This is a genomic window from Georgenia alba, assembly GCF_042665525.1.
Lineage (GTDB): Bacteria > Actinomycetota > Actinomycetes > Actinomycetales > Actinomycetaceae > Allobogoriella > Allobogoriella alba.
The window spans coordinates 347969-373087 of sequence record NZ_JBHTCQ010000002.1; the positions used below are offsets into that span (position 1 = coordinate 347969).

Here is a 25119-nt window from a genome sequence, read left to right on the forward strand (position 1 = left end):
TTCAGTAGCGACTGGGTGTGCGGAGTCATGACAGCACCGTACGGATGGCGTGTCAACTGCCTCGGCGCTATGCCGAGTCCTGTTCGCGGCCCGGAACTGCGGTGACCGGTTCGGTCGGTTACGCCACCAGGTCCTTCGGCACGTAGGCGACGACGAGCTGGTTCCCGTCCACCGCCTCGGCGATGACGAAGTCGACCGCGAGGCTGCACAGGCGGTACGCCTCGGTGACCGACAGTGCGCCGTCGGTCTGCTCGCGGATGAGGGCGATCGCCTCGGTGGTGGCGATCTTGAGGGCCTCGTCGAGGTCGGTGTGGGCGCCCATCGCGAGGTGGTGGCCGGGCAGCTCGGCCCTGGGCCAGGTCAGGCTCCGGCCCTTGCGCAACGTGAACCGGGCGGTGAAGGACGTCGAGTGCTCGACGGCGGTCTGGTCGACCTCGCCGTGGCCCTGGGCGCCGTGGGTGTCGCCGACGTAGAACTGCGCGCCGGGCTGGAACACGGGCAGGTAGATCGTGGAGCCGGCTGTCAGGTCCTTGATGTCCATGTTGCCGCCCCACCGGTCCGGTGGGTTGGCGGAGACGAAGCCGGCGTCGTCGGGCGGGGCGACGGCGGTGATGCCGGCGAACGGGCGGAACGGGATCCGGATGCCGTGGCCGAAGTCGTAGGCGCGTTCCTGCTCGTCCAGCCGCAGCAGCCGGGTCGAGGGCTCGGGGATCAACCCGGTGCCCCTGAGGACTCCGGAGTGCGGGCCGGTCACGTTGACGCCGTAGGGCACCCGGGGCGCCAGGTGCAGGACGTCGACCTGGAGCACGTCACCCGGCTCGGCACCCTCGACGTGCACCGGGCCGGTCAGCACGTGTCCGGACGAGCCCGGCGTGCGGGGGATCGTCGCGATATCCGCCAGCTCGGGGATCACCTCGTCCGCAGGGACGCCGAGCTCCTCGAAGTACGCGACGGGCCCCTGCTCCGCGGAGACGCCGAACTGGTTGACCGCGTCGATCTTCACCACCGCACCGGACGGCACGGTCAGCACGGGCTCACGGCTGGTGGGGAACCATCCCCACAGCGAGGTCTCCTTGGTGGCTTTGAGGTACGCGTCGTACGCGGGCTCCGTCATGCGGTCATTCGACCATGCTGGTGTTTCGCGACATCCCGCATGCGCCGTGTCAGCGACCGCCCGTTGCCCCGACCGCCGCACTCCCTCGCTGGCGCACCGTGGCTGCGTACGGTGCCTCCGCCACGGTCGCACGCACGGTCGTCTGCTGGTGCAGCTCGACTTGGGGCTTACGGGAGCCGCCATCGGGTTCGCCCCAGACGATTTCGACCTCTTTGCCCGGTGTGGCGTGCTCGACGTCGATCATTGCGAGCGAGAGCAACTTGCGCTCGTTGATGCTGTAGCCGGTCTTGGTGGCTAGGCCGATGAGTCCTCCGTCGAGGCTCCGCACCTCGTCGCGGTGCATGAGGTTGCCATAGTCAGCGACCGGGAGCTCGAGATACTTGTAGGGAGTTCCGGGGTCGAGGAGCGAGCCGACGATGCGCAGGACGTCGTCCTTGTTCCAGACCAAGGTCACCTTGGTCCGGGCCGGGTTCGCCGCGAATGATTCGAGCGCCTCTTTCCCGATGAAGTCGTGGTCGAACTTGACGAGCTTCCCGTAGCCCATGTCGAACGGCGTGACGTAGTACGCCTCGATGCTGTCTGGGCGGAAGCTCCCGGCGAGCTGGAACCGTCCCTCCCAGCCGGTGGCGGGTAACCACTCCCGGTATGGGCGCAGCTCCTCGCCCGTGTATACACCAGGCAGCGGATACGCCATCCACCCACCTTCGAAGCTCGCGCTGTAATAGGTCTTCGCGCCGCCTCGGAGGAGCCCGTGCTGCGCGCCCGCCTCGAGGATGGCATCGCGCACGACGTCGCGGTGCAGATAGTCTCCCGAGATCTCCACGCCCCGGTGGCCGGACATGCTGTGGCGGAGAACCATGACGTCGACGCCTGCGATCGTCAGCCTCGCAGTCCGGAAGAACGGAATGTCAGGGGGCGTGCCGTCCACGATCTCGTCGAAGATCGCCCCGGCGTTGGGTCCGTCCAGCTGGAACCGGAACTTGGTTCGACGGCCCGTAGGGTTGTCCGACGTGTTGTTGTCCCGCTCGAGGCGCACGTCCCAGGAGCCGGTGGCGGCGTGGTACTCGATCCAGTTGAGCAGAGGGGTGCTACTCACCAGCTCATAGGTCTCGCCACCCAGGTCGTAGAGGATGCAGTCCCCGATCATGTGGCCGCGAGGGGTGCAGCCGATGAACTGCTTTGCTCGGCCGGGCTGCAGGTTCTCGAGGCTGTTGACGCCGATGTGACCGAGCAACCTTCGGGCGTCGGGGCCCGAAACGAAGAGCTCCGGCATGTGGTGCGACTGGTCGAAGAGGATCGCCGTCTCGCGCCATGACCGCTGCTCGTCACGCCAGTTGGTGAACTCCTGGCGGACAGGGGTCAGGTCGGGCCGGGTACGGCTGTGGGCGCCTGGGGTGTCGTTGTACAGGTAGTCGACAAGGTCTGGGGTCGCGTCGATCAGGTCCTGCAGCGAGCGCGTGCTGGCTTCAGCGGTCACGGATTTCGATTCCTCTCTCAAACGGGTCCGTCAGTTGATCGGGAACGTCGTGGTGAAACGGCTGGTGTGCCGACGAAGCCACGGCCCACCCCTGCCTGTTTCGCCGCCCAGCCGCCTGCGACCCGGCCGCTGAAGAGGGACGGGCCGAGCATCGTTCCCTCGAGCGCGGCGGCACCGTTGATGTGACCGCCGGCCATGCCCGCGACCTCACCCGCCGCGTACAGTCCGGCGATCGGCTCCGACTTCTCGTCCAGGACGCGGCACCTGAGGTCGGTCCGCACACCACCGAGCGTCTTGCGTGCGAGCGGGAACATCTGGATGGCGTAGTACGGCGCCACCCCAAGGGGTGAGCATCCGGCGAGGGGCTTGCCGTGATCCGGGTCGCGCTCGAGAGCCGCGGCGAAGAAGCTGTTGTATCTCGTGATCGTCTGTGCGAAGACCGCCGTGGGCATCCCCGTCGCGATGGCGAGCTGCTCGAGCGTGTGGCCCTTCTTGATGTGTGGTGAGGTCTCGAGCAGTTCGTTGACCCGCTCCCTCGAGGAGACGTCGCCCGTCTGGTAGTACGGGTCCGCGATCTCTAGCGACTTGGCCATCGCCGAGTCGAGAACGGCCCAGCAGTGGCGAGGCCGCTGGGCAAGTAGGGCTGGGAGGGCGCTCTTGCCGCCAGAAAGCGCCTCATTGTGGAATCGTTCGCCCCGTTGGTTCACCCAGACGTTGCCCGGTACTTTCCGGAAGACGAACCCGCGGTGCTCCGAAGTGTCGCGTGGGTCCGGCGTCGCGTGGACGTAGAACCAGATGTTGTCCATGTGACAGGACGCTCCGCCGGCAGCTGCTACGAGACGGTGACCTGAGCCTGTGGCCCCACGCCCGGACCCGAGCAGGATGCGTTCTCGGGCAAGGTCGGGCCGCTCGGTCAGGACCATCTCGAGATTCGACGCGAAGCCCCCGGTGGCTACCACCACCGCCCTCGCCCGGATTCGGATCGGAACGTCTTCGCCTCGGCGGCCTTCCAGGCCGCAGACACGTCCGTCCTCGACGAGCAGTCGCCGGACCTTCGTCGAGGTCAGCAGCTTGCCGCCGCGTTCGTCGAAAGCAGCGATGAGAGCGCGCATCATGCCCAGGCCACCGTTCTTCGGTCGGGTCCATCGGGGAACGGTGTTGCCCTCGTGATGGCTTAGTCCGATCCATCGGATCCCGTGCGTCTCGGCCCAGTGGTACACATCGTGCAGCGAGTGCTCGACGTAGAAGCGTGCCCAATCCGCGTCGACGGTCGGGCCACCCCAGGCGAGCCAGTCTGCAATCGCAAGTTCGGGGCCGTCTTCGATCTCGGACTGCTGCTGGAGCGGCGTGTCCACGACTAGGCAGCCGCCACCGGAGATGATCGCGGTACCACCAGCGGCGTCGAACTGCTCGATGACCACGACCCGTGCGCCTGCGTCGCGGGCCTCGATGCCGGCTGCTACGCCAGCCGCGCCCGCACCGACGACGGCGACGTCGGTCTCGAACGTCTCGCCGCGTGGAGGTGCGGTGTGCCGGTCTCGTCGGGGAGTCAGCGTTCGGCCCCGTCGGTCGTTCGGTGGTCGTACTCCTTGTACCGGGGTGCGTGCACGGCCCTGGTGATGTGAAAGTCGAGAAAGAGTGGTCCGGTGCGGTCCCACGCACTCAGTGCATGGCCGAGGTCGTCGAGGGACTCGACGACGACGCCGCTTGCTCCGAGCCCGATTGCCGCCTTGGCGAGGTCGGCGACCCCGAAGATCGCCTCATCGGGCGAAAGGTCTGCGTACTCCGCGAGGAGGAGTTCGGACCCGGCGGCGCCGTCATTGAAGCAGGCAACGACGAGGGGGATACGTTCACGGACCGCGACCTCGAGATCGCCCATGGCCATGTAGAAGCCGCAGTCGCCGACGACAAGGACGGTGGTCCGGTCCGGACGCCCGACCGCCGCACCGAGGCTCGGGCCAATCCCGGAGCCGACAGCTCCGAAGTCCGCGGTCCACAGCATGGTGTCTGGGCCCCGGTGACGCATGTGTGTGATCGGCCAGGATGTGAAGTGCCCGCTGTCGACAACCACGGTCCGCTCTGCAGGAAGCAGTCGGTCCAGCGTGGAGGCGACCGCTCGTGGGTCGAGCTGGTCAGTTGCCGAGACGTCGTCCCAGGGCTCCGCGGCCGGTGCGGTGGGTAGGCTCCGGGCCGGTTCGAGAGGGCAAGCCTCAAGCCTGCTGACGAGCGTCCGTGCCACGACGATGGTGTCCCCGTGCACGGGGACGGCCACGCGGTCATGCTTGTTGAGCGCCAGCTCGTCTGCGTCGACTTGCACGACGACCTTGCCAGTGAGGTACGTCGAGGAACGGGTCTGCAGGTGGTTGAGGCTCGCACCGAAGGCTAGGACGCAGTTCGCCTCGTCGATCGCCTGCTTGCCCGCTGCGTGCGTGAAGCCACCGAAGATGCCGAGGTTCGCGGGTGAGTCGTTGAAGATGCCGATGGCCTTGACTGACGTCGCGAGGTACGCCCCGGTGAGCTCGGCCAGACGTGCCAGCAGTGCGGTTGCCTCCGGGTGCGCCGCGCCACGCCCGGCGAGGATCACCACCTGCTTCGCGTCACGCAGCGCATGCTCGGCTGCGTCGATCGCCGCGTCCGACGGCACAACTGGGGCTGTCGTGACGTCCACCAGCCGGGTCGCGTTCTCGACGTCGTCGGCGCTGGCCGCTGTCTCGACCCCGTGCGGGATGACGAGCGCCACGGGCGAACGGGTCCGCTTCGCGGTCAGGTACGCGCTGACGGTGTCGTGCGCGGCGGTGTCTGCGCTCACTCGCACGACGGGCACGCCGATATCGGCGAGGATCCCGTCTGCGGCCAGCCCCTGGACGCCCGCCTCGAAAGGGTTCTGCCGGGGCGGGACCGCTGAGGTGTCCGGAAGGAGTAGGACCTGCGGGCTTCGAGCTTTGACGGCGGTCCGCAGGGCCGTCATGGCGTTGGTCAGTCCAGGTCCTTGGATCACGCTGCTCCAGCCGACATCTCCGGTCGCGCGCGCGTAGCCGTCAGCTGCGCCGACGACGGCGTTCTCGTGCCGGAGGTGGTGAAGGGCGGCGCCCGCATCCGCGAAGTGGTGGATGACGTGCATGTTCGTCCCACCCATGAGCATGAACAGGTGCTTGGCACCCAGTCGTACGGCCGCTGCCGCGATGACCGCGGCGGTGATCACGCTGATGCCTCCGTCGTCGCCCGCGTGATCAGCTTGAGAACGTCGGTTCGCAGCTCGGCGAACCGAGGCAGACTCTTTGTCGTGACCTGACTGCGCGGTCGCGGCAGGTCGACGCCGATCACGTCTGTGACCACCGTCGGTCGGCCCGACATCACCACCACGCGGTCTCCGAGGTAGACCGCCTCGTCGATGTCGTGAGTGACGAGGACGACGGTCAGGCCGGTGTCGTGGCGGACCCGCAGTATGAGGTCCTCGAGGTCGGCGCGGGTCTGTGCGTCCACGGACGCGAACGGCTCGTCCATGATCAAGAACTCCGGGCGGTATGCCAGTGCGCGGGCAATCGCCACCCGCTGCTGCATCCCGCCGGAGAGCTGCCAAGGGTAGGAGTCGGCGAACCCGTCAAGGCCTACCTCGTGGAGCGCCTCATCCACCGCCGACTGCCGGTCGCGCCGGTCGGGGATGGTGTTCTTGAGCGGCAGACCGACGTTGCGCCCCACCTTGAACCAGGGCATCAGCGAGCGGCTGTAGTCCTGGAACACACAGGCGATCTCCTTGGGTGGGGAGTCGATGACGGTCCCCGTACGCGTTAGGGTCACCGATCCGCCGGAGCGGGGGAGCAGTCCGGCAAGGCAACGCAGCAGTGTGGTCTTGCCCGCGCCGGACGGGCCGACCACCGTGACGAACTCACCCTCCTCGACGGTGAAGGTGATGTCGCGAAGCACCTCCAAGGGGCGTCCAGAGACGTCGTACGTCTTCTGCAGACGATCGATCGTGAGCACGTCAGTCCTCCCGTTCTTGGGCGTACCAGCGGAGGAGCCTGCGCTCCACCAGGACGAAGAGGCCGTTGACGAGGACACCGAGGATGCCGAGCAGCAGCATCCCGGACCACATCAAGGGCACCTGAAAGCTCTGCTGCGCCTGCAGGGTGACGTACCCGATGCCGTTGGTTGCGGCGACCAGCTCCGTCACGACCATCATCACGAAGGCGACGCTGAGCGCGATGCGCATCCCGGCGAGCACCTGTGGCGCGGCCGCAGGGAGTTGTACGTGGAGCACGCGCTGGGCCCTTGTCAATCGGTAGGAGCCGGACACGTCCTCCAGCACGGGATCCACGCTCCGGACGCCGTCGATCGTGTTGAGCATGACCGGGAAGAGGGTGACGAAGGCGATCAGGGCGATCTTCGGCACGTCGCCGACACCGAGCAGGACGATGCTGACGGGGACGAGTGCCGTCGCCGGGAGGGCGCGGCCGAACTGCAGAGTCGGGTTCAGGGCGCGGGCGACGAGCGGTAACCGTCCGAGGAGAGCGCCGAGCGCGACGCCGACGACCACGGCGATCGCGTACCCCGTGACCATGCGTCCAAGGCTTGGCAGGACGTCGGTGACGACCCGTGTGGACAGCCAGTTGTCGGCGAAGGCCTGCAAGATAGTGCTCAGCGGCGGATAGAAGGGCGACGCGCTGTTGGCTGACCCGAACCACCAGGCGACGATGATGCCGACAGGGATGATGAGTGAGGTCGCGATCCGACTGGGGTGGGTCGGCGACTGCCTGCGGTTCCGCGCGGCGGTGGCTCTAGCGTCGCTGGGCGCGGTCATGACTGCTTCTTCCGGTGCGAGCTGTGCCAGTGCAGGAGGCGGCGTTCGAGGGCCTCGAGCAGGAAGTTGATGAACACCCCGAGCAGGCCGACGATGCCGACGAGCGCGTACATCTCTGGGTAGACGCCGTTTGTGGCGTAGACGGAGATGTCCCGACCCAGCCCGTCTACGGTCGTGATGATCTGGACCGCGACGACGACCACCAACGCATGCAATGCTGCGATCCTTAGCCCGGTCGCGATGAACGGGGAGACCGCTGGCAGGACGATCTGCACGAGTCGCTGGTGGGGCTTCAGGCCGAAGACTCGACCGGTGTCCTTGAGGATCGGTGGCACCCCGACGACCCCGTAGTACGTCTGGAACAGCATCGGCCAGACCGTGCCGACAGCCGCGAGGATGTAGCAGGTCTGCGGTGTCGCGCCCAGTACGAGCACCAGGACGGGCAGGTAGACCACGGCTGGAATGAAGCGCAGGAAGTCCAGGACGTAATGCGTGAGGCGGTGCAGCAGTGGCACGGATCCGACGGTCACGCCGAGACCGACACCGACAACTGCTCCCGACGCCAGGCCGGCGGCGAACTGACCGATGGTGGCCATGAGGCTCGCCACGAACTCAGGTGTCGGTACGAGCCCGACAGCCGCTTGCACGACAGCGGTGAACGGGGGCACTTCGTCGGGCAGAGCTCCGACCCTGCTGAGCAGCTCTTCGACCACGACGATCGCCACCGTCGTGACCCACGGGACAGAACGCTCCAGCCGGCGTCGCCCAGGGGTCGCAGCGCTCGCTCCGACGTTGCCGGACCGTTCGGGACCGCTCGACTCGGTCGACATGTCCTTCGTGCGTGAGGTGAGGGTTGCCTTCACGGCGCGATGATCTCGTCGAGGCCCGGGGCCTCCTCGAGCACGCCGTACTTGACGAGAAACTCTGCTTCTCGCTCGATGGTCTCCCGGTCGATCTCCGCGGTGTACATCGGCAGGGGAGCGGCGTCGACCAGTGCGGCGTCCGTGCCCGTCTGGTCGACGATGTAGGAACGAGTCTCTTCCGGGTGCTCGTTCGCATAGTCGGACGACCGCTGCAGTGCAGTGCGCCACCGCTCGAGAACTCCGGGGTTCTCCTCGATGAACTGCTGGGCCATGTAGTACGTGGTGTTGCCGTTGTTGGGGTTGTCGAAGGCAATGGCTGCCGAGTCGCCGATGTCCCGGAAGCCCTCTTGCCGGAGGGCGGTGGCGAATGGCTGGAGCGTGCTGATTGCGTCGACATCGCCCTGGCGCAGTGCCGTGGCCGCGTCCGGGAAGGGCAGCTGGAGGAACTCCACCGTGCTTGCGTCGCCACCCTCTTGCTCGATGGCTTCGCGGATCCAGAACTCCCAACAGCATCGGAGCGAGTTGACGCCCACGGTGTGGCCAGCCAGGTCAGAGAACGACTCGATGTCACTGTCTCCGGGCACAAGGGTCTGGTATTGGGTGCCTGCAGGGTCTTCGCGGTCGTTGACCGAGCCCGAGACCATGACCACGGGTATGCCTTCAGCGACTGCCGTGATCGCCGGTGAGAGGGCGCCAAGCGCCACCTGGAGCTGACCGTTGATGAGCTGCGGGATCGCTCCAGCGCCGGTCGCTGAGTCGTCCAGGGTCAGGTCGATGCCTTCCTCTTCGAAGAACCCCTGCTCGACCCCGATGAAGAGAGGGGCCGAGGTCGGAGACGCCGCGACGCCGGCGGTGATGGCAATTATCTCTTGTCCGCCTTCGCCGCCGTCGGCCGGGCTGCTACCACAGGCAGCCGTCAGGCTGAGGCTGAGCGCCACCCCGGTCAGCGCGATGCGGTCCCTTTGTCTGCGAAACAACGCTCGGTCCTCCAGTCGTTGAGTGTCGGAGCGTGCAGGCCGCCATCGCAGCTAGGCCGCCAGTGGCCTTTCGTACGTACACGAACGGTAGACCTGCGTTGCATTCGGTGCAAGGGTCTGCCGACCTGACCGCGAAGGATCAGCGGTAAGCGACCGTGTGCAGAAGGTCGACGAAGCGGTCGATGTCTTGCCCGGACAGTGGTGCAGTCAGGTCCTGCTGTACGAGCGCTACCGTCGGCGTGATCTCCTGCAAGAGCTGGCGGGCCGTCTTGGTGAGCACGACCAGCTTTCGCCGGCGGTCCTTCTCGTCTGGCGCTCGGGTGACGAGGGCTCGTCGCGCCAGCCGGGCGACGATGTCGGCCGTGCTCGACTTGTCGAGAGAGGCGAGGTCGCCCGCCGTCCGCTGGTCGATCGGCGAGTTCCAGGCCAGTGCGGCGAGAAGGCCGTACTGGGGCGGCGTGAGGGTCGTCCCGACGCGGCGCGCCCAATGTATGCCGTGCAGCTGTTCTCCGCGCCGGATGAGGTGGCCTGGTGTGGTCGGCATGGGGAGGGCGCGACTCTGGCTGGGCTCAGGCGGCAGCTTTGGAGGGTCGCCGCCATAGGCCACCCGGGCCAGAGAATTGATGAACCAGGCGCGTTCGTCCGCGGCCAACGGTTCCAGGAGCAGCCGCTGGATCTCTGCCACCCGCGGCGTGATGTGTTGCAGCGCAGCCCGGGCCGGAGCCGTGAGGGACAGGAGGTAGCGGCGGCCGTCGGACGGGTCGCGGTGGCGGCTGAGCCACCCGTTCCGTTGCAGGCGGGCGACGATGTCCGCCGCTGTCGATGTGTCGAGCGAGGCCAGTCGCCCGGCGGAGCGCTGGTCGGTGGCCGGGCGCTGCGTGAGTGCGCTGAGCAGGGCGTACTGCGGTCCCGTGAGATCGCCGTCGAACTCCTCTGCCCATCGCGCGGTATGCACTTGCTGCGCTCTCCGAAGCAGGTGGCCGACAGTCGTGCCGAGCGGGAGTGTGACGGCCGCGCTCTTCGGGGGTCGTCTCTCCACAGCTGACAAGTGGTCCACTCTCCCGTCTCGCATTCGCTTCCGCGTGGCCGTACCAGCGACTCGCCTGGCGAGCAGCCTAAGGCGTAGCCCGTCCTCGAGGTATTGGAGCCATGAAGGATCGACGCTAGGTTAATCCGTATACGGAGTACTGTTCGTCGCGACGGCTGCGGGAGGTCAGTCCCGGCACGACGACGTCGGGGATCGCCGTGGAGTCGACTCAACGAAGTCTCGAATCCGAAGCGACCTGGCGACCAACAGGATGCGCAAGAGGGTGATCCCATGCAGTTCCATCTGAACGGCTTCCAGCACGGCGACCCAGAGCTCCATCCGGTCGATCCTCGGCGATCGCGCACCGAGCCGCTCCGGACCGGCGACGAGGTAGACGTGCTCATTGTCGGGAGCGGACCTGCAGGTCTGGTCCTGGCCGCGCAGCTGGCGGCCTTTCCCAGCATCGCCACGCGGATTGTCGAGCGCCGCTCAGGTCCGCTCGAACTCGGTCAGGCTGACGGGGTCGCCTGCCGGTCGGTCGAGATGTTCGACGCCTTCGGCCTCAGCGAGCGCTTGCTCAAGGAGGCCTACTGGGTGAACGAGACGGTTTTCTGGCGGCCGGATGCCGTGGGCAGCAGCCGGATAACCCGGAGCGGCCGCATACAGGACGTCGAGGACGGGTTGTCGGAGTTCCCCCACGTGATCGTGAATCAGGCCCGGATCCACGGGTTGCTGCTCGACGTCATGGGGCGGTCACCCAGCAGGCTGACGCCCGACTATGGAGTCGAGATGACCGGGTTGAGCATTCCCGAGGACGGCGACGCACCAGTCGACGTCACGCTCCGGAGAGCGGGCGACGATGCCACGGAGGAGATACGAGTCCGGGCGCGGTACGTGGTCGGCTGCGACGGTGCGCACAGCACGGTGCGCGAGGCGATTGGTCGCGCACTCCGGGGAGACTCGGCCAACCAGGCGTGGGGAGTGATGGACCTGCTCGCCGTCACGGACTTCCCAGACGTCCGGTTCAAGGCCGTGATCCAGTCCAAGGCGGGAAACATCGTCCTGATTCCGCGCGAGGGTGGCTACCTCTTCCGGCTCTACATCGAGCTCGATGAGCTGGAGCCCGGAGAGCGTGTGGCTTCACGAGGCATCACCGTTGACACCCTCATCGATACTGCCCGTCGGATCCTCCACCCGCACACGCTCGACGTGCGTCACGTCGTGTGGTGGTCGGTCTACGAGATCGGTCAGCGACTCACCGACGGGTTCGACGACGTCCGGGCACCTGACGTCGACGCCTGCCTACCGCGGGTCTTCATCACTGGTGACGCGTGCCACACGCACAGTCCCAAGGCCGGGCAGGGCATGAACGTCTCGATGCAGGACGGGTTCAACCTCGGCTGGAAGCTCGCCGCAGTGTTGCAGGGTCGATCAAGGCCCGAGCTCCTGCGCACGTACTCGGCGGAGCGGCAGGCAGTCGCACAGCGCCTTATCGACTTCGACCGAGAGTGGGCGGCGATGCACAGCGCCCGTACCGAGCACGCTGGGGATGAGACGGTTGCGAGCGATCTCCCGGGGTTGCAGCGGCTATACACCGAGCAGGGCCGGTTCACTGCCGGCGTCGCGACCCGGTACGAGGCCTCGGTGATCTGCCGGCCGTCCTATCACCAGAGGCTTGCAGAGGGCTTCGTCATCGGGGAGCGGTTCCACTCCGGGCCCGTCGTCCGGCTGGCCGACGCCAAGCCGATGCAGCTGGGGCACGTGGCGGAGGCCGACGGGCGCTGGCGCCTCTACGCCTTTGCCGACGCTGCTGACCCCCGTGACCCCAGCTCGCCACTCTGGCGCCTGTGCGACTACCTCGCCAACGATGAGGCATCCCCTGTCCGTCGCTTCACGCCGGCCGGCGCGGACATCGACGCGGTGCTCGACCTTCGCGCCGTGGTGCAGCAAGGCCACCGGGACCTGTCCGTCGTCGGCATGCCAAGCCTGCTGCTGCCGCACAAGGGACGCTATGGCTTGGTGGATTACGAGAAAGTGTTCTGCCCGAACCTGAGGTCGGCCCCGGACATATTCGACCTGCGAGGTATCGATCGGGATCGCGGTTGCATCGTCGTCGTCCGGCCGGACCAATATGTTGCGCACGTCCTGCCGCTCGATCACCACGACGAGCTTTCGCAGTTCTTCGGTGCCTTCATGGTGCAGGCCGACGCCCGAACCGCCGGGGGCAGCAGCGCCGTCCGGCCGGGCGAGACCGTGACGAGGAGGTGACTTCCGTGCCCGGCAAGATCGACACCCACGCGCACTACGTTCCGCCCGCCTACCGGCGATACCTGGAGGAGGAGGGCTTCTTCGGTGGGCAGGCGACGCCTCGATGGAGCTCGGATGAAGCACTGGAGATGATGGCGACGTTGGGCGTCGACACCTCGGTGCTCTCTGTCGCCCGGCCCGGATTCTGGTTCGGCGACGTCGAGCGCGCGGCGGCGATGGCTCGACAGGTCAACGAGTATGCCGCTGACCTGGTCCGCGACATGCCCGATCGATTCGGCCTGTTCGCTGCCCTGCCGTTACCCGATATCGACAGTGCGCTCCGTGAGGTCGAGCACGCGTTCGATGAGCTCCGGTGTGACGGCGTGGTCCTCCTCGCGAACTGCGATGGCGTCTACCTCGGCGACCCGCGCCTTGAAGAGCTGATGGCCGAACTGGACCGGCGCGAAGCGGTGGTGTTCGTGCATCCCAATGCACTTCCGGCTGATCCGGTCCCGGGCGTACCTGTTTTCGTCGCCGACTTCCTGCTCGACACCACACGCGCGGCACTCAACATGGTCCGTCACGGCGTGTTGCGCCGGCATTCACGACTCAAGGTCATTCTCTCTCACGGCGGCGGCCTGCTGCCCTATGCCGCCCACCGGATTGCGAGCCTGACGCCGACAGGGGAGTCGGGAGTGGTGGACCGGGAGGGATTCCTGGAAGCCGCCCGGTCGTTCTATTTCGACACGGCGCTCACCAGCAGCCCGGACAGCATGCCGAGCCTGCTCGCGTTCGCCCGGCCGGGACACGTTCTCTACGGCAGTGACTGGCCGTACGCGCGGGAGGACAACTCCGAGTACTTCACAGAGCAGCTCGATCGCTATTGTCTCGACGACCACGCGAGGCGCTCGATCGAGCGTGGTGCTGCAGAGCACCTGATACCGCGGCTGGGCCACGACGAATAGACGCTGTCGCGTCCCCTTGGCCGCCCCGCGCAATCCGCCGACGGCCCGCACCCGGCAGACTCCGCCTTCCTGCGCGCGTTCGACGTCGTCGTCTCGCTCACAGAGCACGCCCGACCCGGGGTTGCTTGGACGAGGCGTCTACTGTAGACAATAGTCGCGAACTGCTCAGCGTAGAGAGGAACACGATGACGTCGCCGACGACCACCCTCGAGAAGGCCGACCCGAACGACCTGAACAGCCTCTACAAGTACCTGCGGGTCTGTGACGTGGCGGATGCTCTCGACGGGATCGGCTACTTCAACCTCACGCTGATGTCGCGCGAGGTGCGCCCGCTCTGGGAAGGCATGAAGTTCTGGGGGCAGGCCGCCACCATGCGGTGCGTCCCCGCCAACAAGCCGATGTGGAAGCTCGACAGCACCGAGGACATCGTCGACGCCCACCGCATCTGGTTCGAGCGTCACGGGCACCGCAAGCTCCCCGGCGACCTCCCCCCGGGCCACGTCGTGGTCATGGACTCCGGCGGCGGCCCCGAGGTCGGTTTCTGGGGCTCGGAGAACACCATGGCCGCGGTCGCCGCCGGCGCCGTCGGCATCGTCAGCGACGGGTACTGCCGCGACACCGGCGAGGTGATCCTCCAGCGCACCCCCGTCGCCGTGCGCCGGCGCGGGCGCACGATCATCCCCGGCCGCATCGAGGTGGTCGAGGTGCAGGGCACGATCTCCTGCGGCGGCGTCCAGGTCCGCCCCGGCGACATGGTCGGGTGCGACGACGACGGCGTCGTGGTGGTTCCTGCCGAGGTGGCGCAGGAGGTGGCCACGCACGCGCGGGCCATCCTCCTCGCCGACATGCACAAGCGGCGCAAGCACTACAGCACGCTGGGGATCCAGCCCGACAGCACCGTCGACGTCGAGGCCGTGCTCGCCTACTACGACGGCGTCTGATCCGACACGGGTCCCGCGGCCCCGATCGGCCGCGGGACCCGCAAACCCCCTGTCCGTTCCCGACCACTCAGCGAGGTCTGGGCGCCCAGGCGCACCGACGCGCACCCCTGGAGGAGGACCGGTGGCAACACTCTCGACCGGGACCACGGCGGCCCCCGGACCGGCCCCGGACCGTCAGCCCGCACGGGAGCGGTCCGGATCGATGAGCCGACGCACGCGTGAGGCGATCGCCGGGTACGGCTTCCTCGCGCCGTGGATCGCCGGGATGGTGCTCCTGACGCTCGGCCCGATGGCGTACTCGCTCTACCTCAGCTTCACCGACTACGACCTCATGTCGCCGGCGCAGTGGATCGGGACGGGCAATTACGAGCAGATGGCCGCCGACCCGCGGCTGGCCGCGTCGGTGATCGTGACGCTCAAGTACGTGGCCGTCTCGGTCCCCGCCGTACTCGCGTTCTCCCTCGGCGTCGCGATGGCCCTCAACAAGGGCATGCGGTTCCTGCCGGTCTACCGCGCGGCGTTCTACCTGCCGTCCTTGATCGGGACGAGCGTGGCCATCGCGGTGCTGTGGCGGCAGGTCTTCGGCGGCGACGGCATCGTCAACGCGGCGCTGGGCACGCTCGGCATCAGCGGCCAGAGCTGGATCGGCAACCCCGACTCGGCGCTGTGGACGCTCGTGGTGCTCAACGTGTGGACGTTCGGCTCCACGATGGTCATCTTCCTCGCCGGCCTGCGCCAGATCCCCACCGACCTGTACGAGGCAGCGGCGGTCGACGGCGCCGGACCGATCCGCCGCTTCCTCAGCGTCACCGTGCCCCTGCTGACTCCGCTGATCTTCTTCAACCTGCTGCTGACGACCGTCAACGCCTTCCAGGCCTTCACCCCGGCCTACGTCGTCAGCGGCGGGACCGGCGGACCGCTGGACTCCACGCTCTTCTACACCCTGTACCTCTACCTGCGCGGCTTCGCCAACCTTGACATGGGCTACGCCTCCGCCATGGCGTGGGCGCTGGTGGCCGTGCTCGCCGTCTTCACCGCGGCGCTGTTCGCCACGTCGCGGTACTGGGTCCACTACGGAGACGAACGATGACCGCCACCGTCAGCTCCACCGGGCGCGCACGCGACCGTGCCACCGGCGAGCCCGCCCCGCCGCGCCAGTTCTTCGGACGGCGTCCGGTGCGCAACCGGCTCCTCGCCGGGATCGTGCGGCACGCGACCCTCATCGCCGTGCTGGCGATCGTGCTCTACCCGCTGCTGTGGATGGTGGGGGCGTCGCTGCGGCCCAGCAACGAGGCGTTCGGCACGCTGAGCTTCTGGACGTCCAACCCGACGCTGGAGAACTACCGCGCGGGGTGGAACTCCGGGTCGTTGAACTTCTCCCGGTTCTTCCTCAACTCGCTGGCCATCACGGCGCTGTGCGTGATCGGGAACGTCGTGGCCTGCTCCATGGCCGCCTACTCCTTCGCGCGGCTGAACTTCCCGTTCAAGCGCTTCATGTTCGCGCTCATGCTCGGCACGATGCTGCTGCCGTACCACGTGACGATGGTGCCCCAGTACGTGCTGTTCAACGAGCTGGCGTGGATCAACACGATCCTGCCGCTGACGGTGCCGAAGTTCCTGGCCACGGACGCGTTCTTCATCTTCCTCATGGTCCAGTTCATCCGGACCCTCCCGCGCGATCTCGACGACGCCGCGCTCCTCGACGGCTGCGGCCACGTGGGCACCTTCTTCCGCGTCGTCATCCCGCTGTCGCTGCCGGCGCTGGGCACCACCGCGCTGTTCACCTTCATCAACACCTGGAACGACTTCCTCGGGCCCCTGCTCTACCTCAACCGTCCGGAGCTGTGGACGGTGACCCTCGGCCTCAACGGGTTCCTCGACGCGACCGGTGAATCGGCCTTCGGGCCGCTCTTCGCGATGGCCACGTTGTCCCTGGCACCCGTCGTCGGGTTCTTCCTCGTCGCGCAGAAGCTGCTGGTCGAGGGCATCGCGACGACGGGACTGAAGTAACTGCCGATCGATCACTGAACGGTCATGACAGAGAGGACACCTCATGACTCCCACGACACGGCTGCGCAGGTCGGTCGCGGCAGCGGCCACGGCCGGCACATGCGTCGCCCTCATCGCCGCCTGCACCGGCGGCACGTCCATCGGTGAGAGCTCCGGCGGGGCGAGTCCCGGCCAGACCGTGGACGGCACCGGGCCGGTCGAGGGGACTGTCCGGCTGGCCTACTGGGGCTCGGGCCCGCGGATCGAGCGCACCCAGGCCGTGGCGGACCTGTTCCGCGAGGAGCATCCCGAGGTCACGATCGAGCACGAGAGCGCCGACTTCGCGCCGTACTGGGAGCGGCTCAACGTCCAGGCGTCGAGCGGCAACATGCCGTGCGTCACCCAGACCCAGGGGCGCCAGCTCAACGACTACACCACGCGCGACGCACTTCTCCCGCTGGAGCCGATGATCGAGTCCGGCGCCATCGACGTCAGCGACCTGCCCCAGGACGTGCTCGACACCGGGCGAGGGCTGGACGGCAATCTCTACATGGTCCCGTACGGCGCCGCCTACGACGCCGTCGTCATCAACGAGACTCTCGCCGAGGAGGCAGGGGTCGGGCTGCCCGAGGAGGGCTACACCTGGGAGGAGTTCGGGGACTACCTGCGTGAGGCCCAGGAAGGCCTGCCCGAGGGCGTCAAGGCCGCGAACCTCGGCGGCGGACTGCCGAACTACTTCATCGCCTACGTCCAGGGCACCGGCCAGGCGCTCTTCGACGGCAACCAGATCGGCTTCGACGAGCAGGTGCTGGTCGACTACTGGAGGTTCTGGGACGAGCTGCGTCAGGACGGCGTCACGACGACGCCGCAACAGTCCTCGGAAGAGCCGGACCAGACCGAGCAGCGGTACGTCGCCCAGGGCAGGGTCATGGTCGACAACCTTCCCGGCAACGCCCTCACGCCCGCGCAGGAGACCCTCGACGGGCTCGCGCCGGGACAGCAGCTCACCAGTGCGCCGGCCCCGTGGGGCGAGGCGGGGCAGGGCAATGCGCTGTTCACGTCGGGCTTCTCGATCCCGGCCAACTGCACCAACGCCTCCACGGCGGCCGCCTTCATCGACTTCTGGGTCAACAACGACGACGCCGGCCAGGCCTTCGCCTCGGACAACGGGGCCGCTACCAACACCCGGCATCTGGAGCAGCAGCTGGACGATCCGGAGCTCCCCGCGGAGAAGCAGCACGAGCTCCGGCTCTACCAGGACATCGTCGATCGCGAGCCGGAGTCGATCCTCTACCCGCCGGGCTACCAGGCGAACTTCGAGGACACCTTCACCCGCCACTGGGAGTCCATCGCCTTCGGCGAAGCCAGCGTGGAGGAGGCAGCCCACGCGTTCTACGAGGAGGTCAACGCGGCACTGGCGGCCGAGTCGACCGGGTAGGGAAGTAGGTACGTCCCGGGGCGGACCGTCACTCCGCCCCGGCGGCGATCCGCGCCGCCGTCGCCAGCAGCTCTCGGCGCTCGGCGGGGCCGACGTGGTGCCCGTCTGCGACCACGGAGTGGATCAGCCGGGTGTTGCGGATGTCGGCGAGCGGATCCGCGTCCAGCACCACGAGGTCTGCCACGCGGCCCGCTTCGACCGTGCCGGCCCAGTGCTCCCGGCCGAGGAACCTGGCCGGCTCGATCGTGGCGGCCTGCAGGGCCTGCAACGGGCTCAGCCCTGCCAGGACGAGCTGCTCGAGCTCGACGTGCAGGCTGAACCCGGGGAAGAGGCCCGGCCCGACCGAGTCCGTGCCGGCGAGCAGCCGCACCCCCGCCTCGGACATGGCGCCCACGGTCGCCCGTCGCCAGGTGAGCAGGTCGCGGTGCTGCACGTGCTCCTCGGCCGACCGGCCACCGCCGCAGTAGATGTGCCTGGTCAGGAACTCCCAGGACTCCGGCGTCCCGGGGACCAGGTAGTCCATCCGGGGGTCATCCAGCCGGATCGACTCCGGCTCGTCGACGGCCACGTGCACGGCGAGGGTAGGGGTGTAGGCGACGTCCGCCGCGACGAGCCGGTCGAACACCGAGCCCGCCGCCACGCGGTCGTACGTGGCGATCGCGTCCCACTCCACCTGGGCCACCTGCTTCAACCAGCTCCCGAGATGGAACTCCGGTGACGTCTGGATCGCGGCCAGCGCGGCCTCGAGACGGTCCATGTCCGACGATGCGGCAGTCCAGATGCCGCCGAACATGTGCTCGAAAGACCGCTGTCCGGACTCGATCTGCTCGACGAAGGGGACGTTGTCCGACCGATGGCCGGCGACCGGCACATCGCGCCGGTGCGCCTCGGCGAGGACGGCCCGGTAGCACTCCGGATCGAGCCGGGAGTACACCTTGACGAAGTCGGCTCCCGCGTCGACGGCCTCGCCCACGGCTCGGCGCGCCTGGGCGGGGTGGCCGATCGCCACGACCGGGGCGTCGGGGACGTCGGACCACAGTGCGGGGTCACCGTCGAGCAGCGGGCTGGCGATGGTCATCCGTGGTCCGAGGAGCGACCCGGAGTCCACCAGGTGGCGGATCCGGTGCAGCGAGGGGCGGCCCCACATCTCGCGGACCGCCGTCACGCCGTTGGCGATGTAGAGGCTGGCGAAGTGCCTGGGGTCGAGGGTCTCCGACTCGCTGTGCACGTGCATGTCCGTCAGGCCCGGGATCAGGTACTTGCCGCGGACGTCGTGGACGACTGCCCCGGGCGGAGTGGGCACCTGCGCTGCGGGGCCGACCGCCGTGATCATCCGGTCGGCGACCGTCACGGTCTGATTCGGTCGAGGCGGTGCGCCGGTGGCGTCGATGACGGTGGCGCCGACGTAGGCATGAACCCTCTTGTGTGACATGCGTACACCGTATGGCCGGCCCGGCGCAGACAGCACTGCGGTTAGTGCACTTCTTCCAGAATCCGCATGATGGCAGGCAAGCAGGGCGCCATTGCCTGTGCGGTGGTGCGGATCGCACTAGTACACTGGCACTCGTGGCGCCATCGGGCGAAGGACCCTCGGAGCGGATCGCGGCGAGTCTGCGGGAGCAGATCGCGAACGGGGATCTCCGTGCCGGCGATCGAGTCCCGTCGACTCGGCAGCTCGTCCGGGACTGGGGCGTCGCCATGGCGACGGCGAGTCGCGCCCTGGCGATCCTCCGGGACGAGGGCCTGGTCTCCGCGCGGACCGGCTCGGGAACGGTCGTGCGAGGCGGCCGGGGAGCGGGCGCAGCGTCCTTGACGCGAGCCCGCATCCTCGCCGTCGCCATCCAGATCGCCGACCGCGAGGGGCTGGAGGCGGTGTCGATGCGGCGGCTGGCCGGAGCGCTGAAGGTCGCCCCGATGTCGCTGTACCGGCACGTCGCCGGCCGCGAGGAGCTGGAGGTCCTGATGGTGCGCGCCATCTTCAGGTCCAACCCGCTTCCCCAGCCGATGCCGACCGGATGGCGGCAGCGACTCGAGACGGTCTACCGGCTGCAGTGGCGGCTGTACCGGTCCCACCCCTGGCTGGCGGAGCTGACCCTGGTCACCCGGCCGCCGTTGGCTCCGGAGGCGATGCTGCACAGCGAGTGGACTCTCGAGGCGCTGGCCGAGCTTGACCTCGACCCGCACACCCGGGTCCGCGTGGCCCTGGCGCTCCCGGCCCTGGTCCACGGCCTGGCGCTCGGGGCGCTCCGCGAGATCCACGCACAGCGGGAGACGAGCCTGCGGAACGAGCAGTGGTGGGCGACGATCGACGCCGAGGCGTCCCAGCTTCTGCAGGGCGGGGACTTCCCCCGGCTGTCCGAGCTCGACGCGCTCGGTGCCGGCGCGTCCGGGCTCCGCGGGCTGGACGACGCGTTCGAGCTCGCCCTCGGCCACTACCTGGACGGCCTCACCGCCGCCGCCCACCGGACGGGAGGGTCCTGACCGTCGTGCCGGGCCGGAGAGACGTCACCGGCCGGTCGCGCGCGCGAGCACCGCCTCCGCACCGGCAGCATCCGCCGCGTCATCCGTGCCAGCCGACCCGGCCCAGGCGACGTACTCGTCCGGCCGCACGAGGACCAGCCCGCTCTCGTACCTCGTCGCGGACGCGGCATCCAGCACGACGACGTCGAGCGGCACGCCCAGCTTCTCGGCCGCCGCACGGAACGGCTCCGCCGTCGTGGCGTCCGCCGCCAGCAGGGTGAAGGCGCTGCCGAGGGCCGCGAAGACCTCGCCGCCGTCCGCGGTGGTCCCCGGGGCGAGGTGGTGCCCGGCGCGTGCCCGCATCTGGTGGCCGCCCAGGGCACTCGGTGCTGCGCCGTCGTCCGCGCCGACGATGACGGGGGAGCCCGCGTAGTTCGGCTCGAACGCGTCCACCTCGCGCTCGGCGCCGTCGTCGCGGTGCCGCCACGCGGCCTCGAACGCGGCCCGGTCCGCCGCCGGGTCGTAGGCGGCGAGGAAGTCGCGGTCGTCGCGGATGGACCGGTCGATGAAGTCGTCACGGGTGGAGGCGAAGACCGGACGGCGCTCCGCGTCGTAGGAGTCGAGCAGCGCCGGCCCGGCCCACCCGTGCAGCTGCGCGGCGAGCTTCCAGGCGAGGTTCCGGGCATCCTCGAAACCGGAGTTGATGCCGTAGCCGCCGTAGGGCGGGTGGCTGTGTGCGGCGTCGCCGGCGATCAGCACGCGCCCGGCGCGGCCCGAGCGGTAGGAGTCGGCCAGCGCGAAGCGCAGGTCCCACTGGCCCAGGTACTCGACAGCGAAGTCGAACTCCTGGCCGACCGCACGCGCCAGCAGCTCCCGCAGGTCCACGTCGCGCACGTCGGCGGCGTCCACCGGCGCGTGGAAGAACCACGTCTCCTTCGCGTCCACCCGCCCGAAGAACTGCCAGTACCCCTCCAGCCCGGGGTTCATGACGTTGACGAACGCGACGCCCGGGTGGCGCTCCATGATCCGGTCGAACTCCGCGGAGCGGAACACCAGCAGCACCATGACGCGGTCGTGGTCGGCGAGGGTCTGGGTGATGCCCGCTGCCTCACGCACGCGCGAGCGGCTGCCGTCGCACCCCACCACGTAGCTGGCGCGGATCTCGCGCCGCTCGCCGTCACGGGACTCCATGCCCACCGTCACGCCGTCCTCGTCCTGGCGGATCGCGTCGGCGGTCCAGCGGTGCAGCACGCTCACGCCGTCCAGCTCGGTGGCCCGGTCTCGCAGCACGGTCTCCGTGGCGTACTGGGGGAGCCGCTCGTTGGCCGCCGCGTAGAACTCGCGTACCCAGGCGCGGTTGAGCCACGGGTACCGGTACTCGCCCAGCAGGCTGCCGTACGCCGTCATACCGCCGGCAGGCTGGTCGGCGCCCATGGTGCGCGCCGCCCGCAGCCTGTCCTCGATGCCCCAGCGGCGGAAGTGCTCCATGGTGCGCTGGGTGAGGTTCTGCCCCTTCGGCACCCGCTGCGGGGTCGCGTGCCGCTCGATCACGGTGCAGGCCACGCCCTGCTGGGCGAGGCTGATCGCCAGGGCGGTGCCGACCGGTCCGCCGCCCACGACGGCGACGTCGGTGTCGTTCTTCGTTCGCATCGGCCATGACTGTAACCAGTGCGGACCGCCCGTCTCGGACGTGTCCACGCCACGGTCCGAACCGGCCGCCGGCCCCGACCGGCGGACGTGAGAAAGTAGCGCCAGGACCGCCGAGACCGACTCCCTGGAGGACGACCGACCGTGGTGGATGCGACGCCGTCCGGCGCACCCGAGCAGATGCGTGCCGCGCTGATCGTCGAGCGCGGCGGACCCGAGGGGCGCGTGGTCGGGGAGCACCCCGTCCCCGACGTCGGACCGGACGACGTCCTCGTCCGGGTGCGGGCCTGCTCGCTCAACCACCTCGACGTGTTCGTCCGCAAGGGCGTGGCCGGCAAGCACCTGCCGCTGCCGCACATCTCCGGCGGCGACATCGCCGGCGAGATCGCCCGCGTCGGCCGGGACGTCACCGGCGTCGCGGTCGGGGACCGCGTCCTCATCGACCCGCTCGTGCACGGCAAGGCCCTCGGCGAGGACATGCAGGGCGGGCTCGCCGAGTACGCGGCCGTCCCGGCCGCCAACGGCATCCCGCTCCCGGACGACGTCGACTTCGTGACGGCCGCCGCCCTGCCCATCGCCTACGGCACCGCCCGCCGCCAGCTCATCACCCGCGGTCGGCTCCAGGCGGGGGAGACCGTGGCCATCCTCGGCGCCGCCGGCGGGCTCGGCACCGGCGCCGTCATGATCGCCAAGGCGATCGGCGCCCGCGTCATCGCCTGCGCCAGCACCCCGGCCAAGCGCGACCGGCTCACCGAGCTCGGCGCCGACGTCGTCATCGACTCCAGCGCCTCGGACTGGGGCGCCCAGATCTGGAAGGCCACCGGCAAGCAGGGCGTGGACCTCATGGTCGACAACACCGGCGCCGCCACCTGGCAGGACTCCATCCGGGCCACCCGCGCCGGCGGCCGCGTGGTCACCTGCGGCGCCACCAGCGGCTACGACGTCACCCAGTTCCAGCCCTACGTCTGGGTCCGCGAGCTGGACATCCTCGGCAGCAACGGCTGGCGCCGCGAGGACCTCGAGGCCCTCCTCGCGATGGTCCGCGACGGCACCCTCGCCCCGGTCATCGACAGCACCTACCCGCTGCAGGACATCCGTGCCGCCGAGCAGCGCCTGGAGGACCGCTCCGTCATCGGGAAGGTCGTCATCACGCTGTGACCGACCCCGGCACCCGCGACAACCTCGCCGTCCGGCTCCTCGCCGGCAGCGAGGCGCACCCGGGGCGGACCGCGATCCGGCAGGCCGATGACCGCATCAGCTATGCCGCGCTCGCCGAGGCGGTGCGCACCACCGCCGCCACGCTGCGCGCCGCCGGCGTGGGACCGGGGGACCGGGTCGCGCTGCTGTTCGGCAACCACCACCGCTTCGTCGAGGCGCTCCTCGGCGTCATCTGGGCCGGCGCCGTCGCCGTCCCGCTCAACACCCGCGCCGGCCGCACCGCGCTGCAGCACGTCATGTCCGACGCCGCACCCGCCGTGCTGCTCAGCCACGGCCCGCTCGCCGAGCGGGCACGCGAGCTGGCGGGCGGCGCCCGCCTCCTCCTGGCCGGCCAGGTCGGCTGGGACGACGGCGGAACGGGCGCCCCAGCGCCGTCGGACGGTGACCGTGCGCCCGCCCCGGTGCACGCCGACGACGTCTGCCTCCAGCCCTACACCTCCGGCTCCACCGGCAACCCCAAGGGCTGTCTGCTCACCCACGGCGGCCAGCACTGGAACGCCAGCACCGTCGCGCAGGTGTGGGAGCTGCAGGAGGACGACCGCGGCCTCATCACCGCGCCGATCTACCACAAGAACGCCATGATCTGCGTGATCAAGCCGCTCCTGCTGACCGGCGGCACGATCGTGATCGGCCGCGGTCCGGACCCCGCCGGCATCCCCGCCGAGGTGGCCGAGCACCGCTGCACCTACACCACCGGCGTCCCCGCCACGTACGAGATGCTGCTGGCCAGCGGCGAGCACACCCGGCACGACCTCGGCTCCCTGCGCTTCGTCATCTGCGGCTCCGCGCCGCTCTCGGAGGCCCTCGGGCGCAGCTTCGCCGAGGGGCTCGGTGCCCCGGTCATCGAGGCGTACGGGTTGACCGAGGGTGGGCCGCAGGTTCTCATGAACCCGCGCACCGCCACCCCGCGGTACGGCCTGGCCGGCCGGCCCATGCCCGGCGGCGAGGTCCACCTGCTCGACGTCGAGGAGATGCCGGCCACGCCCGTCGCCGAGCTGCCGCAGGTGCCCACCGGGCAGGTGGGGGAGATGTGGGTCCGCAACCCCGGCGTGACGGCCGGCTACCACCGGCTGCCCGAGGTCACCCGCGAGCGGATCTCGGTGGACGGCTGGCTGCGCACCGGTGACCTCGCCGTGGCCGACGACGACGGGTACTTCCGGGTGCTCGGCCGGGCGGACGACATGATGAACGTGGGCGGCGAGAACGTCTACCCGCTCGAGGTGGAGCAGCTGCTGCGCGGCATGCCCGGCGTCCAGCAGGCCGCCGTGGTGCCCGCGCCGCACACCCGCAAGGGACAGGTGCCGGTCGCGTTCGTGGCGGCCGAGGGCCTCACCGAGGCGGAGGTCAAGGAGTACGCGCTCGCCAACGGCGCCGCCCACGCCCACCCGCGGCGGGTCTGGTTCCTCGACGCGCTGCCGCTCGGAGGTACCGGCAAGATCGACTACGCACGACTCGCCGCGCTGGTCCGGGAGCACCTGGCGGACCGGCCGTTGGGCGCGGCGGCCGACGGAGAGGACCGACCATGACCGTGGACATCGCCACCGTGCGGGAGCTGCTCACCAGCCCCGCCTACCACCGGTGGCTCGGGCTGGAGCTGGTGGACGCCTCCGACGGCACCGTCACCATCGGCATGACCTGCCGCCCCGACCTGACCGCCGACGTGGCGGGCAGCTACGTCCACGGCGGCATCCTCGCCACCCTCCTGGACGTCGCCGGCGACTTCGCGCTCGTCTCCCAGCTCGGCGTGGGCCTGCCGACGATCGACCTGCGGGTGGACTACCTGCGGCCCGCCCGCCCGGGCGACACCCTCCTGGCGACCGGGACGGTGGTGCGCCGCGGCCGGTCCCTGGGCGTGGCCGACTCGAAGGTGGTCAACGGCGACGGCAAGGAGCTCGCCGTCGGGCGCGGCGTCTACAGCACCGCCGTCGCCTAGACCCGCCCGCGACTCGTCATCCGTG

The 25119-nt window shown here is 69.3% G+C and carries 21 protein-coding genes; 10 read left to right on the plus strand and 11 right to left on the minus strand.

Annotated elements, in window-relative coordinates; translation table 11 throughout:
- Window positions 1-118 precede the first annotated feature (118 nt).
- From ACFQQL_RS11550 to ACFQQL_RS11590, 9 genes are all read right to left on the minus strand, one after another.
- A complete protein-coding gene (locus ACFQQL_RS11550; protein WP_382394465.1) occupies window positions 119-1114 on the minus strand; it encodes an acetamidase/formamidase family protein in 996 nt (331 codons plus the stop codon).
- 49 nt (window positions 1115-1163) lie between these two features.
- Window positions 1164-2591: an aminomethyl transferase family protein gene (locus tag ACFQQL_RS11555; protein ID WP_382394466.1), complete on the minus strand. Its 1428-nt coding sequence runs from the start codon at window positions 2589-2591 to the stop codon at window positions 1164-1166.
- Between the two features lie 17 nt (window positions 2592-2608).
- Window positions 2609-4249: an FAD-dependent oxidoreductase gene (locus ACFQQL_RS11560; RefSeq protein WP_382394467.1), complete on the minus strand. Its 1641-nt coding sequence runs from the start codon at window positions 4247-4249 to the stop codon at window positions 2609-2611.
- Entirely contained in the window at window positions 4141-5793 is a 1653-nt protein-coding gene (locus ACFQQL_RS11565; protein ID WP_382394468.1) for a thiamine pyrophosphate-binding protein, read from the minus strand. The genes ACFQQL_RS11560 and ACFQQL_RS11565 overlap by 109 nt, the downstream gene beginning before the upstream one ends.
- Window positions 5790-6521: an ABC transporter ATP-binding protein gene (locus ACFQQL_RS11570; protein ID WP_465254052.1), complete on the minus strand. Its 732-nt coding sequence runs from the start codon at window positions 6519-6521 to the stop codon at window positions 5790-5792. Before ACFQQL_RS11570 ends, ACFQQL_RS11565 begins: the two co-directional genes overlap by 4 nt.
- 52 nt (window positions 6522-6573) lie before the next feature.
- Window positions 6574-7149, minus strand: coding sequence for an ABC transporter permease (locus ACFQQL_RS11575; RefSeq protein WP_382394472.1), 576 nt, complete (start codon window positions 7147-7149; stop codon window positions 6574-6576).
- Between the two features lie 236 nt (window positions 7150-7385).
- Window positions 7386-8252, minus strand: coding sequence for an ABC transporter permease (locus ACFQQL_RS11580; RefSeq protein ID WP_382394474.1), 867 nt, complete (start codon window positions 8250-8252; stop codon window positions 7386-7388).
- Window positions 8249-9190 (minus strand): ABC transporter substrate-binding protein, encoded by a 942-nt coding sequence (locus ACFQQL_RS11585; protein ID WP_382394476.1) that lies wholly within the window; start codon window positions 9188-9190, stop codon window positions 8249-8251. The genes ACFQQL_RS11580 and ACFQQL_RS11585 overlap by 4 nt, the downstream gene beginning before the upstream one ends.
- A gap of 178 nt (window positions 9191-9368) precedes the next feature.
- Complete coding sequence (locus ACFQQL_RS11590; protein ID WP_382395374.1) at window positions 9369-10268, minus strand: MarR family winged helix-turn-helix transcriptional regulator; 900 nt, start codon at window positions 10266-10268, stop codon at window positions 9369-9371.
- 279 nt (window positions 10269-10547) lie between these two features.
- On the opposite strand from ACFQQL_RS11590, the gene ACFQQL_RS11595 reads away from it, so the two are divergent.
- The 6 genes from ACFQQL_RS11595 (at window position 10548) to ACFQQL_RS11620 (ending at window position 17836) form a co-directional block, all read left to right on the plus strand.
- Complete coding sequence (locus ACFQQL_RS11595; RefSeq protein ID WP_382394478.1) at window positions 10548-12524, plus strand: FAD-binding monooxygenase; 1977 nt, start codon at window positions 10548-10550, stop codon at window positions 12522-12524.
- Window positions 12525-12529: 5 nt separating this feature from the next.
- Window positions 12530-13468 carry an amidohydrolase family protein gene (locus tag ACFQQL_RS11600; RefSeq protein ID WP_382394480.1) on the plus strand — a complete coding sequence of 313 codons (939 nt, stop codon included), beginning with the start codon at window positions 12530-12532 and terminating at the stop codon, window positions 13466-13468.
- Between the two features lie 185 nt (window positions 13469-13653).
- Window positions 13654-14409 (plus strand): RraA family protein, encoded by a 756-nt coding sequence (locus ACFQQL_RS11605; protein ID WP_382394482.1) that lies wholly within the window; start codon window positions 13654-13656, stop codon window positions 14407-14409.
- A 202-nt stretch (window positions 14410-14611) separates the two neighbouring features.
- Window positions 14612-15499 (plus strand): carbohydrate ABC transporter permease, encoded by an 888-nt coding sequence (locus ACFQQL_RS11610; protein WP_382394484.1) that lies wholly within the window; start codon window positions 14612-14614, stop codon window positions 15497-15499.
- Complete coding sequence (locus ACFQQL_RS11615) at window positions 15496-16419, plus strand: carbohydrate ABC transporter permease (protein WP_382394486.1); 924 nt, start codon at window positions 15496-15498, stop codon at window positions 16417-16419. The genes ACFQQL_RS11610 and ACFQQL_RS11615 overlap by 4 nt, the downstream gene beginning before the upstream one ends.
- 43 nt (window positions 16420-16462) lie before the next feature.
- On the plus strand, window positions 16463-17836 hold the full coding sequence (locus tag ACFQQL_RS11620) for an ABC transporter substrate-binding protein (RefSeq protein ID WP_382394488.1): 1374 nt from the start codon (window positions 16463-16465) through the stop codon (window positions 17834-17836).
- Between the two features lie 28 nt (window positions 17837-17864).
- Here the strand turns inward: ACFQQL_RS11620 and ACFQQL_RS11625 are convergent, their stop codons facing one another.
- The gene (locus ACFQQL_RS11625) at window positions 17865-19268 is read right to left on the minus strand and encodes an amidohydrolase family protein (RefSeq protein WP_382394490.1); all 1404 of its coding nucleotides are present in this window, start codon (window positions 19266-19268) and stop codon (window positions 17865-17867) included.
- A gap of 134 nt (window positions 19269-19402) precedes the next feature.
- On the opposite strand from ACFQQL_RS11625, the gene ACFQQL_RS11630 reads away from it, so the two are divergent.
- Window positions 19403-20317, plus strand: coding sequence for a GntR family transcriptional regulator (locus ACFQQL_RS11630; protein ID WP_382394492.1), 915 nt, complete (start codon window positions 19403-19405; stop codon window positions 20315-20317).
- Between the two features lie 24 nt (window positions 20318-20341).
- Here the strand turns inward: ACFQQL_RS11630 and ACFQQL_RS11635 are convergent, their stop codons facing one another.
- Window positions 20342-21946 carry an FAD-dependent monooxygenase gene (locus tag ACFQQL_RS11635; protein ID WP_382394494.1) on the minus strand — a complete coding sequence of 535 codons (1605 nt, stop codon included), beginning with the start codon at window positions 21944-21946 and terminating at the stop codon, window positions 20342-20344.
- A gap of 141 nt (window positions 21947-22087) precedes the next feature.
- On the opposite strand from ACFQQL_RS11635, the gene ACFQQL_RS11640 reads away from it, so the two are divergent.
- Genes ACFQQL_RS11640 through ACFQQL_RS11650 form a run of 3 tightly spaced genes read left to right on the plus strand, consistent with a single transcriptional unit; the run spans window position 22088 to window position 25094 of the window.
- Window positions 22088-23101, plus strand: a complete 1014-nt coding sequence (locus ACFQQL_RS11640) for a zinc-binding dehydrogenase (RefSeq protein ID WP_382394496.1) — start codon at window positions 22088-22090, stop codon at window positions 23099-23101.
- Window positions 23098-24687: a class I adenylate-forming enzyme family protein gene (locus ACFQQL_RS11645; RefSeq protein ID WP_382394498.1), complete on the plus strand. Its 1590-nt coding sequence runs from the start codon at window positions 23098-23100 to the stop codon at window positions 24685-24687. Before ACFQQL_RS11640 ends, ACFQQL_RS11645 begins: the two co-directional genes overlap by 4 nt.
- Window positions 24684-25094, plus strand: coding sequence for a PaaI family thioesterase (locus ACFQQL_RS11650; RefSeq protein ID WP_382394500.1), 411 nt, complete (start codon window positions 24684-24686; stop codon window positions 25092-25094). The genes ACFQQL_RS11645 and ACFQQL_RS11650 overlap by 4 nt, the downstream gene beginning before the upstream one ends.
- Window positions 25095-25119: the final 25 nt, after the last annotated feature.